This window comes from Kaistella sp. SH40-3, assembly GCF_030686865.1.
GTDB lineage: Bacteria > Bacteroidota > Bacteroidia > Flavobacteriales > Weeksellaceae > Kaistella.
The window spans coordinates 1-15582 of record NZ_JAQYUS010000004.1; the positions used below are offsets into that span (position 1 = coordinate 1).

Sequence of the window (15582 nt, forward strand, 5' to 3'; positions counted from 1 at the left end):
TAGCAGTAATTTGAGATTGTATTTCTAACGCCTTACTTTTCTCTTGGTCAAAATAATCTGCCCATTCTGCTTCTTCGGAAAGGGTGAGTTTTATTTTTTGTTTGGATAATTCTTCAATGAAATCTGCATAAGAGAGATTGTACCAGTCTTGCAGTTTTTTGTTAAGGTTTAAATTATCAAATTTCCTTTCGCAGGTTCTTAGGAATTTTGCTGAAATTTCCTGTAAGTCTTTGATTTGTGAAAGCATTAAATCTGCTTTCTCCGATAATACTAGATCTTGTTCATTAGAAATTATTGGCAATGGGAAACATGCTAAATTGTCAAGACTTATTTTAGCAAAAACCTTCCCTTTTATATCGTGCAACAATCTATAAAATAACGTAGCAGGTTTTGAATTTAATATTGCTAATAAACTTTTAAGACTAGGTCCATGATCTAGTTTGTAAATGCCATGCACTAATGTGTCAAAATAGTATTTTTTTAAATCTAATGATGCAATCAATTTATCTCCAGTCTTTCGTACTACTATTTTTTCACTTTCAAACAATTCTGGATTTCTCAATGCAAAATCAATTTTAGTTTGACTTTTCATTCCCTGCTTAGATTTAATATCTTCCACTTTTATAGTATCAATTAGATTTTCATCATAATTAATAAAATCTCCACTCCAATTAATTGTGTATTTATTAATATCCTTTCCCCATATAATCTGCTTATGATTTAATGTATCCTTAGCATCTGAAATTAGTATATGTTTAATATTTCCAGGATTCAAACCATTTTTGAGTTTATAAAAATCTTTAATTACATCTAACTTTAATAGTTTCAATAGAATGACTTCTTTATCCTGATTTATTATAGATATTTCGAAATTAGGTATTGTTAAAAAGAATTGTTGAGATTGATAACTTTCTGTTATTTTGGAATTAGTAATAAAATTAGAAATCTTTTCAGATTCAGCTAATCTAAATGCTTTGTTTAAATCAATTTCTTGTTTTATTTCAAAGTTTAAAAGTAAACTACTACCCACATCAGCATCTTCAAAAACCTCTTCTGTTATAGTATGTATTTCATTTATCTGTACGTAATGTAAAAGCTCTTCTCTTATAGTTTTATAAAAAGTATTGAATAATAATGATTTAGGAATAATAAAATGAATTATTCCTTTATCAAGAATCTGAAGCATTCTTTCTATGAATAAAATATAGAGATTAATTTTATAGCTTGTGAGTGGAAAATGATTAATGTAGTAAGCTTTTTCAATATCACTCATGAATATACCATAAGGGGGATTCCCAATCACCACATCAAAACCACCTTTAGCAAAAACCTGTGGGAATTCTTCTTCCCATTTAAATGCTTTTTCTCCTGCAACTTCTGGATCATCAATTAAGGAATTTCCACATTTGATATTATCATTTAAACTATTCAGCTTTCTGTTAGGTTCTGCTGTTCTTAACCAAAGAGAAAGTTTTGCAATCTCTACAGATTCCTCATTCAAATCAACTCCAAAAAGATTGTGTTCTAAGATGCTTTCACTGTGATAAGAAAAGATAATGGGCACATTTCTCAGTTTAGCTTCGAGTTCATCAATGTATTGGTGTTCTTTAATTAAAAAATTCAAAGCTTCATTTAAAAATGCTCCAGAACCACACGCAGGATCTACAATGGTTAACTGCAATAACCAATCTCTGTAATGGTCTAACTTATCGAGTAGATTTTTACTGGTTTTTTGCTGTCTTTTTTTATCTGTAAAATATTCCTCTTCTATAATTCCCAGTTCACCTTTCTTTTCTTCACATAATTTACCCACTGTATTCTCAACAATGTATTTGGTAATGTATTTTGGGGTGTAAAAAACACCATCTTTTTTTCTTTTAGATTTAGATTTGTCAATTTCCTGTCCTTCTAATTGTGCTTTTATTTCATCAATTTCATTCAGAGAATTTTCAAAAATATGACCTAAAATATTCACATCAACCTCACTGGCAAAGTCATATTGGGATAATCTGAACGTATGATCATATAATAATTGATCATCAATTGTAATATTGTCTAAAACCTCATCTTCTTTAAATAATCCACCATTGTAGGCAAAAACATCATGGTTTTTTCCCTTAAAGCCTGTGTTCAGATAGCCAAAGTATTTTTTGTATCTGTTGTAGAGTGGCACATATTCATCTAAGTCCTGTAGCTTATTCCACTGTGCTAAAATCTGTCTTACAGAGTTGGGTGGTAATAATCCTCTGTCTTCACCAAAGAAAAGGAAAAGCAGTCTGTCTAATAGTTTTTGAGATTTTTGAAAAAGTAATAATGGATCATAATCAGGATTAAGAAGAATTAAATTCTGAAATAATTCTCTTTTAAATACAGAGTAGTCCTTGTAAAGCTTTTTGGTAACTATATCCTCCTGATTGAGAGATTCATCTTTAAGTTTCTTTGGGATATTTTTCTTAATATTTTCAAAAGCCAGAATAAGATACATGAGATTGAATTGTTCCTGAGTCAATTCAAAAAGATTAAACTCAATATGTTCAATAGCATTATCTACATAAAACCTTAGTTTTTCAAAGTTAGAAGTAATAACATATTTACAGTTTTCCTGATTGTTTTTATATCCAAAAGCCTGATCTTCAACTTTAGATAAATCAGTGATATTCATTCTCTTTAACTCAATGATGGCAGTAACTACCTCATCAATAATAATAGCTCCATCTGCTTTTTTACTGTCCTTTACGTTCTTGTATTCGGTAGTGAGGTTAAAGTTGTGTGCAGGGTTCAATTGATATCCAAAAATAGACACAAACAAATCTCGCAGAAATCCTTCTTGATATTGCTCTTCTTTAGAGTTTCTAATATTTTTTTGTATAATAGGATTATGGAAGTGAGCACGAAATAAATCCCATTTTTCAATGAGATTTTCTTTATTTTGAGTTTGAAGGTATTTGGTGATTACAGTTTTCTGAAACAAAGCCATACAACAATTGAGTTTTAACAAAAATACCTAATTAAATTAGTTAAAAATGGATTTGTTATTAATTTTATAAATTATTTAAAACTTTGAATTTATTGGCAATAGTTATCATAGTTTAAATTTCTAATTACTAAATTTGACTTATCTATAATTGCTATTTATGTGCTACTACATTTCAAATAACCTAACTAAAAAAGAAATTAAAGATTCCTTTGGAGTTGAGTATAATGCTCCAGACTTTAAAGCATCTGGTTTTCTAAATGGATTCTCACATCCTAAAACACCCATTATAATGGATGAAAGTCCTGATGAAGCAATACTAGGAGATTGGGGATTGATTCCTTTTTGGGCAAAGGACAGAGATATTCAGAAGATGACTTTGAATGCGAGGATTGATACTCTCACAGAAAAACCAAGTTTTAAAAATTCAGTGTCTAATAGGTGTCTAGTTTTAGTCAACGGATTTTATGAATGGAAGTGGTTAGACTCGAGGGGAAAAAATAAGGAGAAATACTTCATTCAATTAGATAATGGTAATGAACCTTTTGCACTAGGAGGAATCTATAATATCTGGACTGATAAAGCCACCAATGAAACTCTTACCAGTTTTTCTATTGTAACTTCAAATGCCAATGAACTGATGTCTGAGATCCACAATACAAAGGATAGAATGCCCTTAATTCTATCAAAGGAAGCAGAAGAAGCCTGGCTATCTGATAGACCAGTAGATGACTTTGCTTTTCCACACTACAATCCCCAATTAGTTGCTTTGAATTTAGATGCGGGTAATCCAACAACACTTTTTTAGTTCTTATAAGAAGTATATCTGCTAGATAATAATGAATAAAAATTATTTTTGCATCTGTACTACAGGCTTTGCTTTTGAACAGATTAAATAAGTGAAATAAGACTTCTTTCCAGTTTTCTCATCTGTAAAGACTTCACTTTTCCATTTAATTGCGAGTTCCCATATATCCCATTTTCTTATTCCTTCCCTATAAGGATCTAAGTCATAGAATAGCACTTCAAAAAGTTGCTTTTCCTTATCTCCAACAAATTCAACTATTACAGATTGTGGTGCAGTGCCATTCTTCATATCAACAGTTTCTTTAATTCTAGCTTGTAGTTTCATTGGTCAAAAGTAGATAAGAATTGTATCAAATTTCAAAAGTATATTGCTATAATTTGTAGCAAAATTCGAGTCATTATAAATATTTATAATTAAAGATTTTTATAATTATTTGATCTTCTAAATTCTAGCTAGAACTTCTTTATTTACCTATATTTGGAAAAAGCTGTATTGTGAAATTAAAGAACAATAATCTATTAAATTGTACAGTTCTCAATTCTTATTGGAAGTGTTCGACTAAAATAGGCGATGTACAGAAGAAAATGTAAGATAATAAAATTCTGCCTTTTAAAATCATAAGAAAAAGATGAAATATTAAGCATACAAAAAAATTAATATAACATTATGAATAACAAGAAAATAAGTCTAAATATAGAAATAGAAGAAGGAGTAGAACCAGTTGACGCTCCGAAAGTAAATGTTACTGGAAATTTTAATACTGAGCATCCTCTTTTTAGTGAACTGGCACAGCATTTAGCATACGAATACAATATCTATAAAACTGATTCTAGAACCAACTTGGTCTTGCTAGAGAAGTTAGAAATATTATGTAAAAAAGCCAGAGAGCTCACTGAGGATCATTATGATGGATATAATGATTATTATGAAGTGAAAGTCATACAATGGAAAGATAAGGTGTTCTTAGAGAATAAAAAACCTGTAAAAATGTACGATGAAATAATCTGTCTTGGAACAGATTTATATCTTGTTAGGATCGAAGATAAATTTGGCTTAGTAACTTCAACAGAGGAGTTACTACGTGTTGAATATAATTGGGTTGATAAATTGAATGAGAACTGTTTGTATTCAAAACACGAAAATGGGGTAACAATTTATAATATGAAAGGAGAATTATTGATGAATGACTTAGAAGATACCATGGAACATTTCAACCCATTTGGAGATCATAAGGACTACATTTGGGCTAAAAGAGCAGGGAAGTGGGGCTTATTTGATCCGTTTATGAATCCCTTAATTCCTTTTAGGTTAGAATATGATAGATGCCAAGTCTTGTATGGAAAGAACCGAGATGATCTGTATATAAAAGTTTTTAAAGGTGATAAATGTGGACTAATAAATGGAGTTCTTAATATTGTGATTGTTCCCTTAAATGATCAGATTGCAGATATTTACCATAATGTTACCAAAGAATATGTCATAGTGAGGAAAGCAGGAGAAGATGAGTTTAATTTTACCCACGATGAGGTCTTAAAAATAGAAGATAAAGTAAGAAAGCAGAATTAATTTTTTTTTAAAATTTTTTAGGCACTCTATGAAAATGTGCGTGTAGATTGTTACAGAAACTCCCCCCCACCTAACTCCAAAAAGAAAAACTCCCCCAACCCCAATAAGAAAGCAACTTAAAACCCTGCGCTAAATATAAACAACACAAGCCCCTTTTCTACCTCTAACTCATTTTGAGTAACTCAAAAATTTTACTCATTATGAAAAAACATTTCAAAGGATTTGTAGCAAAGGTAGATTTGCTTAAATCAAAACATGCAACTGAAGACAAGAATGGACACATGCCTGTAATCCTATTAGGAATTGCAGGAGAAATGCCCAGTAAGAATGTTATCAGCGGAACAATTGCTGAGAATATGTCTTTAGACATTGGGGCAGTATACTTATTCACTGCAAAAGAGCAGGATTATGATCCTGAATATGGAAGGAATTTTACATTCATGAAATTATCCTATCCACTTGGAGCAATTGAACTATTACAAGCCTCAGATTTCGTAGGTAATCTTAAAGTTGTGGATGTAGACTCCACAGAAACTTCACCTATTGAAGAATTTGAAGAAGCTTTGTCTTCCAAGTAACACTAATCCCCTTCATTGGGGATTTTTTAATTTTTATAACCCGACATTTTGCCTAAACATATATTTAGTCTAGGAAAAAACTCGACTCTAATCTTAAAAAAAATTAATATGAACATTTTAAACGAAATACAGGTAAGTTATAGAACTGAAATTATTGAAAAACCTATGATTGATAATTCTCACACCGCCTTTAAATTATTTGTGAATTCCTGGAATATGGATAATATCGAATTTCTTGAAGAATTTAAAGTGATGTTTCTCAATCAGGCTAATAAAGTCTTAGGAATATACAGTTTGTCAAAAGGGGGAATAAACCAGTGTACAGTAGATATTAGACATATTTATTCTATAGCCTTAAAGGTAAATGCAAGTGCTATAATTGTAGTTCACAATCACCCAAGTGGAAACTTAAAGCCAAGCAGAGAAGATCTAAGAATAACCTCACAAATTGCTTCTGCAGGGGAAATACTTAAGATAAAACTTTTGGATCATCTGATTATTACTGAAGTGGATTATTTTAGTATTGAAGAATCAGGTTTAAGCGTGGATTAATAATAAGGCTGTTTTTTTACTGTTTTTGACTATTTAGAATTTAGCATAATAGTATAATTATAGCCTTTTTACTAAAGTTTAGGATTATTTATTAAGATCCAATTTTACTTGTATTTGTTGATTTAAAGTCATTGGTATATATCTATAAATCTACCTAAAACAGGTTTGAAATAAATTATATTAGGTAAAATTGAAAATGCTGAACTAATCCTTAACTTAGCTCTCTAGGGAATATTCTTCGTCAAGTAATTGAACAAGAGATATTTCCATGGCATCAGCTAATTTGTGTAACGTAAATATTGTTGGATTTGTTCTCCCACTCTCTATTCTAGAAATGTTAGTAGGGTCAACTTCTCCATCAATTCTGGAAACAAGATCAAGCTGAGTAAGATTTTTAGACAATCTTACTTCTCTTATTCTTTTACCTATGATTTCTAAAAAAACCGACTTTTCCACTTGACTTTATTGACAAGTCAAAAGTCTTGTTTATATTTGTTTAACCTATTGCCATATATGACAACTAAACAAGGTTTAGATTTATACAGAGGTTTTAAAAGTATTTAGAGATAGGTAATATTAACAATTTTAGATATGTCCATTAGTGTGTTTAGTGAAAATATTGCTCCTATCTTTTGTGTAACACAAAGGGAATAACAGTATCGTACAGGCAACACAATCCCCAGAATAAAAACATGAAACACACTTTTTATGGACATTAAAGAACTTGACATAGAACTATTCAAATTACCCTTCGAAAACTGGTACAATAAAGAAATTGAAATATTAGATCTTGTACAACATGATTTAAAATCAATGTTCGTAAGTACACTTACTGATTCAAAATTATTAGATCATTATTATTACTCTTTCAAGGTACTGAAGAAGAGAGGAGGTTTACGTGAAATATTTGCTCCCACATTTGAACTTAAAGAAGTGCAAAGGAAAATTGCTGATTATTTAATTTTTAATAAAAAACAGAACTTGAATGTTTCTTTTGGTTTTGAATTAAACACAAACATGGTTGCAGGAGCAATGCAACATACGAATAAAGAAATTGTTCTTAATTTAGATATTAAAGATTTCTTTAAATCTATTAATAAAAAAATGATTGGAGAATCCTTGAAAAGGACTTTTAACATTGATGATGTTCCCTGGAAATTTTTAGAAATAGTGACATTGCATGGATATCTTCCCACTGGAGCACCCTCATCTCCAGTGTTATCTAATATTTATTGTTATGATATGGATTTAGAGCTATTAAAATTCTCAAAAGAATATAAGCTGACTTACACGAGATACGCTGATGATCTTACCTTTTCAACAAATGAAAAAATAAATAAGAAAAAAATTGTGAAACTGATAACTGATATTACTAAAAAATATTATTTTGAAATTAATACAGAGAAAACAAAAGTTTACAATAAATCTTACAGGCAAGAAGTTACAGGACTTGTTGTCAATGAAAAAGTTAACTTAAAGCGTGAATTTCGCTATGATCTTAAAGCACTGCTATATAATTGGAAAAAATATGGCTATTCTGTAGCAGAAAAAAAATTTAAGGAAAAATACCCCAAAAAGAATTTTATCTCGACAGTAAAAGGTTGGATTGAGTTTTACGGAATGGTTAAAGGAAAAGAAGATCCTCAGTTTAAAAAATTTAACAATGCATTTGTAAGTTTGCATCGTACCGAAACTCACATTGCAACCTTTAATGAATTACTAAAAAACAATACAGTTGATGAACAATTTTGATTATAGGTTATTTTAACTTTAAGATAATGAAAAAATCAACTTCCTGTAAACTTTAATTTGTAAAAGATCTTATCATAGTAAATCGCATCAAGTCAGAATTCTGCATGATTGTAAAATATAGACTAACTATATCTGCAAAGTGGTTTTAAATAAAAAGGCATACTATTCGGCATACCCAAAAAATAAAACCATTTAAAACCCTTTATTGAAGCTACCTAACAGGGAGTATATAGAGTCGTGTCTCCGCTACTAAGTAAAGAGAATCATTTTAAATGCTTCTCTTTTTTTCTGCTTCTTAGTGAAGTTTTTGGGGATTTAGAATGAGTCACAAAACTTAGTAGCGAATGATGAATTTATCACTTTGCTAAATAATCAATAGTATTAAATTACTTAAATTACGAATCAAGACAAATCTTGAGGTTCAGGTAAGTGGTTTAGATTCAGGCTATAAAGAATTACCAGCACTCACATTTTTAAATTATACGATTACAATACTATTTTATAAAGAGATTTAAAATAATATTTGTATATTTGCACCATAATAACGCGGGGTAGAGCAGTAGGTAGCTCGTCGGGCTCATAACCCGGAGGTCGCACGTTCGAGTCGTGTCTCCGCTACTAAGTAAAGAGAATCATTTTAATGGTTCTCTTTTTTTGTGGGGTTGAGTGAAGGTTTTTGGGCAATTTAATATGTATGTGATAAGAATAAAATCTCCCAAATCAACTACCACAATATCTTCTCTTCCTTTTCAGCATTCCAAAATATACCACTTTCAAAATCACTTTTGATAAAACTGAAAATCCTTGCTGCAGATTCTTCCGGCGTTAAGGTCGCGTTGATCAGATTGCTTTCCCTAATAGTTGTTTTTACCCAACCGGGATGAACGGAGGCCACTTTTACTTTACCTTTTAAACGATTGGTTAATATTTTTGTATACATATTTAGCGCACTTTTAGACATACGATAAGCAATCGAGTCTGAAGTTTCGCACTCATCCATCGAACCCATTCTGGAAGATATATTGATAATCTTTCCATTTTCAGGAATAAGTTTAATTAAACATTCTGTAAAGAAAACCGTACCGGAAACATTGACTTCAAAAGTTTGGGCAAACGATTTTCTTTCCGGCTCCTGACTTCCTAAATCAGGTCCAACTCCCGCATTATTAATGAGAATTTCAATGTGCTGAAAGTTCTCAGCAATTGTTTTCTGAGCCTTTTCAATATTTTCAGGATTGGTAAGATCTAAGGCTAAAGGATAAAAATTTTCATCTTCAAATTCTTTAAGTTTTCCTTCTCTGTTTGTTCCAATGACAAAGTAGTTTTCTGCCAGCATCTTCTTCGTTAAAGATTTTCCAATTCCTTTGCTTACTCCTGTAATCAAGACTGTTTTCCTATTATTTTCTGTTTTCATGAATTACTTGTTATTATAAAAATATTATTATCCAACCTTATCTAAAAAAAGGGACTCTATTATCAGGTTTAGGATACGTAAAATTCTACAAATTGTTCTTTTGCAAAAATCGTTTAAAAACGACCATTAAAGTACTTCTTCATTTCTGTTGAATAATTTTTTCTAATTTCCAAATTGTTCAATTGCCTCAAGTTTATCATATTTTTCAGGTGCGAGTGAGAGTCAGAAAATCTAATTAAAAAACATGTTGCTTAAGTACCCTTAAAATATAATAATTATTTAACCAACTAAAAATAGTCATTTTAAATCTAAAAAAAAGATAGAATTGATATCCTATATCATTAAATTAAAATATTTCTAAAATTTTTTTTTAAAAGAAATAGCATTTGGAAATTTTTGAAATGGGTAAAAATCACCTGTAAACTCAAGATTAAAAAATGTTATTTATCGTTAAAATAAATTGTTTTTTTTATTTTTCATTGTAACTTACCTTTTATAATTCAACGTAATAGCAATTTCGGGCAGATGATAATTACAATACCATTTAATCATTTTCAATAAACTAAGGAGTTCATTACATCATATTATCGCTCTACAAACGGAGTCAGTCTCATTTTAATTCAAGAAAATAGTTTAAGAAAACCTTCTTTTTTATGAACTTATTTCTGCTTCTTTTAAACTCCGTTCAATTTAAAAAAATAAGGGAAAAATCATAAAAAATGGAAACTAAAAATTTAATTCAGAAAAGTATTGATACCGTAAGAATTTTAGCCGCAGACGCTGTTCAGAAAGCTGATTCCGGACATCCCGGAACACCCATGGCATTAGCACCTGTTGGTCACGTTTTGTGGACAGCGTTTATGAATTATAATCCGAAAAATCCAGAATGGGCAAATAGGGATCGGTTTATCTTATCGTGCGGACACGCATGCATGTTGCAATATGGTTTTTTGTATCTCACAGGATATCAAGTCACTATGGAGGATCTTAAAAATTTCCGACAGTTACACAGCATTGCCGCCGGACATCCCGAATATGGATTAATGCCGGGAATCGAAGTCACAACCGGGCCCTTGGGTCAAGGTTTTGCAAATGGAGTAGGAATGGCCATTGCTCAACAATATATGGCAGCGCGCTACAATAAACCAGATTTCAATATTTTTGATTATAAAATTTATGCCCTCTGTAGTGATGGTGATTTAATGGAAGGCGTTTCCGCTGAAGCCGCTTCTCTCGCTGGACATCTTGGGTTAGGAAACATGATCTATCTTTATGATGATAACCATATCACCATTGAAGGCGATACCGATTTAACATTTAATGAAGATGTCGTTAAAAGGTTTGAAGCCTACGGTTGGCATGTACAAAGTATTCCTGATGGCAATGATTTGGAATCCCTTTCAGCTGCAATTAAAAATGCACAAAATGAAACTACTCGTCCATCATTAATTAAAGTGCGAACTCATATTGGTTACGGAAGTCCCAATAAACATGATTCCGCAGCGGCACATGGTTCTGCTTTAGGTGAAGAGGAAGTAAGACTGGTTAAAGAAAATTTTGGATTTGACCCTGATAAAAATTTCAACGTTCCAAATGATGTTTTAGATTTTTACCGGAATGTTGGCGAACAAGGAATTCATAAAGAAGCAGACTGGAATGAACTTTACAAAAATTACAAAGAAAGACATCCAGATCTTGCCAAAGAATATGAAATGATTAGAGATGGTAAACTACCAGCCGATTGGGAAAAAAAATTACCGGTTTTTGAACCGGGTCAAGATATTGCGACGCGAAAAGCTTCCGGTAAAACACTAAATGCAATTGCAGAATATTTGCCTCAACTGATTGGTGGCTCAGCCGATCTTTCTCCTTCTACAGATACCCATCTTGATGCTTATGAATCTTTTTCAGCGAAACATCGCGAGGGTCGAAATTTCCACTTTGGGATTCGGGAACATGCAATGGGTTCGATTCTTAATGGAATGGCACTCAGCAAATTTATAATTCCTTATGGTGCGACTTTTCTAATATTTTCAGATTATATGCGTCCGCCACTTCGATTGGCAGCCATTATGAAACTAAGACCCATCATGGTTTTTACGCACGACAGCATAGCGCTCGGCGAAGACGGCACCACGCACCAACCAGTCGAACAATTAATTGGTTTGCGTTCTATTCCCAATATGACCGTAATTCGTCCTGCAGATGCCAATGAAACTGCGCAAGCATGGCGTGTTGCGATTGAACATAAAGATGGACCAGTTTGTATTGTTCTGACTCGACAAGGAATTCCCGTAATCGATCAGAAAAAATTTGCCAAAGCAGAAAATCTGGAGAAAGGAGCTTATGTTCTTTCTGATTCAGATGATGAACCAGATGTAATCCTTATTGCAACAGGTTCCGAAGTAAATCTCATTTTGGAAGCACAAGAAATTTTGAAAAAAGAAAACGTTAAAGCAAGAGTGGTCAGTATGCCTTCCTGGAATTTATTTGAAAAACAGAGTGATGACTATAAAGAAAAAGTGTTTCCAAATACGATCAGAAAACGTCTGGCAGTAGAAGCAGGCTCATCTATCGGCTGGTTAAGATATGTAACCGATGATGGAACTATTCTTGGAATCGACAAGTTCGGTGAATCTGCTCCAGGAGAAGAAGTAATGAAAGAATATGGTTTCACTGTCGAAAATGTGGTGAACAAAGCCAAAGTTATGCTTTCTAAAAAATAGGATGAAATTATTTTTCAACAAGGTTCTTGCAAACTTTTGAATAGTTTAATTAAATAAATTTTTGCTGCTTTTGCTGTTTAAATAAATCGAAAATGGAAAAATTCACCAATAATAAAATAGGAATCTGTGCAGATCACGGCGGTTTTGAACTGAAAGAAAAAATCATTTCTTTTTTGTTGAAAAATGAATTTCAACTTGTTGATTTTGGCGCAAAGGAATTGAATAATAATGATGATTTTCCAGATTATGTTATACCTCTTGCACAAGCGGTTTCCGCAGGAGAAGTCTTTCGTGGAATTGCCATTTGTGGAAGCGGAGTAGGCGCGTGTATCGCTGCTAATAAAGTTTCGGGCGTAAGAGCGGCTTTGATTGGAGATTATTTCTCTGCACATCAAGGTGTAGAAGATGATGACATGAATTTAATTTGTTTAGGTGGAAGAGTGACCGGTTACGCAAGTGCAGAAGAATTGGTACTTTCCTTTTTAAATGCAGAATTCATAGGCGCTGAAAGACATCTGCGGAGACTGCGGAAAATTAAGAATTTAGAAAAGAATTAATTGAAAAGACCAAAATTTTTTTGAAATATAAATTTAAAAACAAACAAAATGAACACCTTAAATCAAATACAAAATCACGGTCAAAGCATTTGGCTTGATTTACTCGATCGCGAAATCATGAATTCAGGAACTCTAAAAAACCTTATAGATAATGATGATCTGCGGGGATTAACTTCCAATCCATCGATTTTTGAAAAGGCAATTACCGGCAGTTCTGATTATGATGATGATATTACCAGGTTTTCAAAAACCGAAGACAGTAATGCGGCTATCTTTTTCGATTTGGCAATTTCTGATATTCAGAGAGCTGCCGATTTATTCAAACCTGTATTCGATAAAACGAATGGTGCAGACGGTTTTGTAAGTTTAGAGGTTTCTCCTTTTTTAGCAAACGATACCGATGCAACCATCGAACAGGCGCGTGAACTTTGGAAAAGGGTTGATCGAAAAAATGTAATGATTAAAATCCCCGGAACAAAAGAAGGATTGGTTGCAATTCGAGAATGTCTGCGGGAAGGAATTAATATTAATGTGACCTTACTTTTCGGACTTCCTCGCTATCGGGAAATAACAGAAGCGTTTATGGGAGGCCTTGAAGATCGACTCAATGAAGGGAACTCTATAAAAGACGTTTCCTCTGTTGCGAGTTTTTTCTTGAGTAGAATTGATGTGATGGTTGATCCGCTGCTGGATGAAAAAGGAGGAAAGAACTTAAGAGGAAAAATCGCAATTGCTTCTGCTAAAAAAGCCTACCAAATTTATCTTGAAATGATTGCGAGCGACCGTTTTAAAAAATTAGCCGAAAATGGTGCCCGAACCCAAAGAGTTCTCTGGGCAAGTACTGGTACGAAAGATCCTTCCTTCAGTGATGTTTTATATGTAGAGACTTTAATTGGAAAAGATACCATTAATACTTTACCAATGGAGACCATCGATGCTTTTCGAGATCATGGGAAAGTTGCAGATACTTTAACCCAAGATAGTGAGGGTGCAAATAAAACCATGGAAGATTTAAAAGACTTAGGAATAAATATTGATGAAATTACCCAGAAATTAGAAAATGAAGGAATTGAAAAATTTAACAATGCTTATGAAAAACTTCTGAAAAGCATTGATACCAAAAAACGCAATTTTTAATCATTGCCCGAATATTTTAAAATAACTAAATAAATTCTACTAAATTTAATCAGAAAATAACACAATGGAAATAAATAAACAAAACGCTATTGGAATGATTGGCTTGGGAACAATGGGCTCCAACCTTTTACAAAACATTGCAGACCACGGATATAACTGCGCTGGATATGATAACGATTCTAAAAAAGTCGATGCCCTCAATAATTTGAACCGAGAAAATATTCAGGGATTTTCTGATTTAAAAGAATTTGTAACTAGTTTAAAAAGTCCGAGAACAGTCATGATGCTCGTACCTGCTGGCAAAGTTGTAGACATCGTCATCAGTGAATTACTGGAGGTTATGGATCAAGGAGACATCATCATCGATGGAGGAAATTCGCACTTTATCGATACTGATCGTCGAAGTTTAGATTTAGAAAGTAAAGGTTTTCATTTTATAGGAATGGGAGTTTCCGGTGGGGAAGAAGGCGCAAGGCGGGGTCCGAGCATGATGCCGGGTGGTGATAAAGACGCTTATGAAACCGTAGCACCAATCCTTAAACAAATTGCAGCACAGGTCAACGGTGAACCTACTGTGGCTTATATGGGAGAACGTTCCGCCGGGCATTTTGTGAAAATGGTTCACAATGGAATTGAATATGCTTTAATGCAATTGATTTCAGAAGCCTATGAAGTTTTGAAAAAAAATCTACAACTCAATGATCAACAAATTCATGACGTATTTAAAAAGTGGAATGAAGGAAGACTGCAATCCTACTTAATCGAAATTACACGAGATATTTTTGACTTTAAAAAACCGGGTGAAGATCATCTCTTGCTCAATGATATTAAAGATGAAGCAAAAGCAAAAGGCACAGGCAAATGGACCTCACTAGCCGCAATGGATTTGGTTGTTCCAATTCCGATAATTGACATTGCTGTCTCTATGCGTGATCTTTCTAAATATAAAGATTTGCGAACCCAAGCAGCAAAAATTTATCCTCAGAAAAATAATTCAAATGATAACATTAACAAAGATGAAAATATTGTTCATTTAGAAGAAGCATTTTATTTCGCCATGGTTTCTGCTTACGCACAAGGAATGCATTTGTTGTACGTGGCTAATAAAGAGTTTGACTACAAATTGAATCTCGACTTAATTGCAAAAATTTGGCGTGGTGGCTGTATTATCCGCTCCGAATTTTTAGAAGACATCTATTCAGCCTATCAAAAAAAACCAGAATTGAAACATCTTTTTTTAGATGAAGATATTCACCAGCAAATTCTAAAAAGTATTCCTGGCATTCGGAAAATGGTCACAGATGCTGTCCTTCAAGGTATTGCTGTTCCAGCTTTTTCTACTTCATTAAGTTATTTTGATAATTTTAGAACTGAAGAAATGCCGGCAAATTTGATTCAGGCACAACGAGATTTTTTCGGTTCGCACACGTATGAACTAAAAGGAAAAGAAGGCGTTTTTCATACTGAATGGGAAGAAACTAAACCGTAAGATGATTATTTAATTAAAGTTTCAATTAA

At 32.5% G+C, this 15582-nt stretch carries 13 protein-coding genes and 1 tRNA gene; 10 read left to right on the plus strand and 4 right to left on the minus strand.

What is annotated here, in order from left to right; all coding sequences use genetic code 11:
• The coding region (locus PUH65_RS07620) for a TaqI-like C-terminal specificity domain-containing protein (RefSeq protein WP_305519320.1) at nt 1-2977 on the minus strand (2977 nt) is incomplete at its 3' end.
• A gap of 157 nt (nt 2978-3134) precedes the next feature.
• Here PUH65_RS07620 and PUH65_RS07625 point away from each other — a divergent pair.
• A complete protein-coding gene (locus PUH65_RS07625) occupies nt 3135-3782 on the plus strand; it encodes an SOS response-associated peptidase (RefSeq protein ID WP_305519322.1) in 648 nt (215 codons plus the stop codon).
• 42 nt (nt 3783-3824) lie between these two features.
• Here PUH65_RS07625 and PUH65_RS07630 read toward each other — a convergent pair whose 3' ends face one another.
• A complete protein-coding gene (locus PUH65_RS07630; protein ID WP_305519323.1) occupies nt 3825-4106 on the minus strand; it encodes a hypothetical protein in 282 nt (93 codons plus the stop codon).
• 342 nt (nt 4107-4448) lie between these two features.
• Here PUH65_RS07630 and PUH65_RS07635 point away from each other — a divergent pair, with 342 nt between their 5' ends.
• The 3 genes from PUH65_RS07635 (at nt 4449) to PUH65_RS07645 (ending at nt 6478) form a co-directional block, all read left to right on the plus strand.
• A complete protein-coding gene (locus tag PUH65_RS07635) occupies nt 4449-5348 on the plus strand; it encodes a hypothetical protein (RefSeq protein WP_305519324.1) in 900 nt (299 codons plus the stop codon).
• A gap of 200 nt (nt 5349-5548) precedes the next feature.
• On the plus strand, nt 5549-5926 hold the full coding sequence (locus PUH65_RS07640; protein WP_305519325.1) for a hypothetical protein: 378 nt from the start codon (nt 5549-5551) through the stop codon (nt 5924-5926).
• 108 nt (nt 5927-6034) lie between these two features.
• A complete protein-coding gene (locus tag PUH65_RS07645) occupies nt 6035-6478 on the plus strand; it encodes a RadC family protein (protein WP_305519326.1) in 444 nt (147 codons plus the stop codon).
• 216 nt (nt 6479-6694) lie between these two features.
• Here the strand turns inward: PUH65_RS07645 and PUH65_RS07650 are convergent, their stop codons facing one another.
• Nucleotides 6695-6934, minus strand: coding sequence for a helix-turn-helix domain-containing protein (locus PUH65_RS07650; RefSeq protein WP_305519327.1), 240 nt, complete (start codon nt 6932-6934; stop codon nt 6695-6697).
• A 252-nt stretch (nt 6935-7186) separates the two neighbouring features.
• Between PUH65_RS07650 and PUH65_RS07655 the strand changes: the two genes are divergently transcribed.
• Together PUH65_RS07655 and PUH65_RS07660 are read left to right on the plus strand one after the other, a co-directional pair.
• Nucleotides 7187-8230 carry a reverse transcriptase family protein gene (locus tag PUH65_RS07655; protein WP_305519328.1) on the plus strand — a complete coding sequence of 348 codons (1044 nt, stop codon included), beginning with the start codon at nt 7187-7189 and terminating at the stop codon, nt 8228-8230.
• A gap of 545 nt (nt 8231-8775) precedes the next feature.
• Nucleotides 8776-8848 (plus strand) — tRNA-Met (locus PUH65_RS07660).
• A 106-nt stretch (nt 8849-8954) separates the two neighbouring features.
• Here the strand turns inward: PUH65_RS07660 and PUH65_RS07665 are convergent.
• On the minus strand, nt 8955-9644 hold the full coding sequence (locus PUH65_RS07665) for an SDR family NAD(P)-dependent oxidoreductase (RefSeq protein ID WP_305519330.1): 690 nt from the start codon (nt 9642-9644) through the stop codon (nt 8955-8957).
• A gap of 719 nt (nt 9645-10363) precedes the next feature.
• Here PUH65_RS07665 and tkt point away from each other — a divergent pair.
• The 4 genes from tkt (at nt 10364) to gndA (ending at nt 15553) form a co-directional block, all read left to right on the plus strand.
• Complete coding sequence (tkt, locus tag PUH65_RS07670) at nt 10364-12370, plus strand: transketolase (protein ID WP_305519331.1); 2007 nt, start codon at nt 10364-10366, stop codon at nt 12368-12370.
• 92 nt (nt 12371-12462) lie between these two features.
• The gene (locus PUH65_RS07675; RefSeq protein WP_305519332.1) at nt 12463-12927 is read left to right on the plus strand and encodes an RpiB/LacA/LacB family sugar-phosphate isomerase; all 465 of its coding nucleotides are present in this window, start codon (nt 12463-12465) and stop codon (nt 12925-12927) included.
• Nucleotides 12928-12975: 48 nt separating this feature from the next.
• Complete coding sequence (gene tal / locus PUH65_RS07680; protein ID WP_305519335.1) at nt 12976-14064, plus strand: transaldolase; 1089 nt, start codon at nt 12976-12978, stop codon at nt 14062-14064.
• A 64-nt stretch (nt 14065-14128) separates the two neighbouring features.
• On the plus strand, nt 14129-15553 hold the full coding sequence (gene gndA / locus PUH65_RS07685) for an NADP-dependent phosphogluconate dehydrogenase (protein ID WP_305519337.1): 1425 nt from the start codon (nt 14129-14131) through the stop codon (nt 15551-15553).
• Nucleotides 15554-15582 lie beyond the last annotated feature (29 nt).

Excerpts from the sequence above, each read along its gene's own strand:
- PUH65_RS07625 (WP_305519322.1), top strand. The coding sequence starts at position 3,135 with ATGTGCTACTACATTTCAAATAACCTAACTAAAAAAGAAATTAAAGAT.
- PUH65_RS07630 (WP_305519323.1), bottom strand. The coding sequence starts at position 4,106 with ATGAAACTACAAGCTAGAATTAAAGAAACTGTTGATATGAAGAATGGC.
- PUH65_RS07635 (WP_305519324.1), top strand. The coding sequence starts at position 4,449 with ATGAATAACAAGAAAATAAGTCTAAATATAGAAATAGAAGAAGGAGTA.
- PUH65_RS07640 (WP_305519325.1), top strand. The coding sequence starts at position 5,549 with ATGAAAAAACATTTCAAAGGATTTGTAGCAAAGGTAGATTTGCTTAAA.
- PUH65_RS07645 (WP_305519326.1), top strand. The coding sequence starts at position 6,035 with ATGAACATTTTAAACGAAATACAGGTAAGTTATAGAACTGAAATTATT.
- PUH65_RS07655 (WP_305519328.1), top strand. The coding sequence starts at position 7,187 with ATGGACATTAAAGAACTTGACATAGAACTATTCAAATTACCCTTCGAA.
- PUH65_RS07665 (WP_305519330.1), bottom strand. The coding sequence starts at position 9,644 with ATGAAAACAGAAAATAATAGGAAAACAGTCTTGATTACAGGAGTAAGC.
- tkt (WP_305519331.1), top strand. The coding sequence starts at position 10,364 with ATGGAAACTAAAAATTTAATTCAGAAAAGTATTGATACCGTAAGAATT.
- PUH65_RS07675 (WP_305519332.1), top strand. The coding sequence starts at position 12,463 with ATGGAAAAATTCACCAATAATAAAATAGGAATCTGTGCAGATCACGGC.
- tal (WP_305519335.1), top strand. The coding sequence starts at position 12,976 with ATGAACACCTTAAATCAAATACAAAATCACGGTCAAAGCATTTGGCTT.
- gndA (WP_305519337.1), top strand. The coding sequence starts at position 14,129 with ATGGAAATAAATAAACAAAACGCTATTGGAATGATTGGCTTGGGAACA.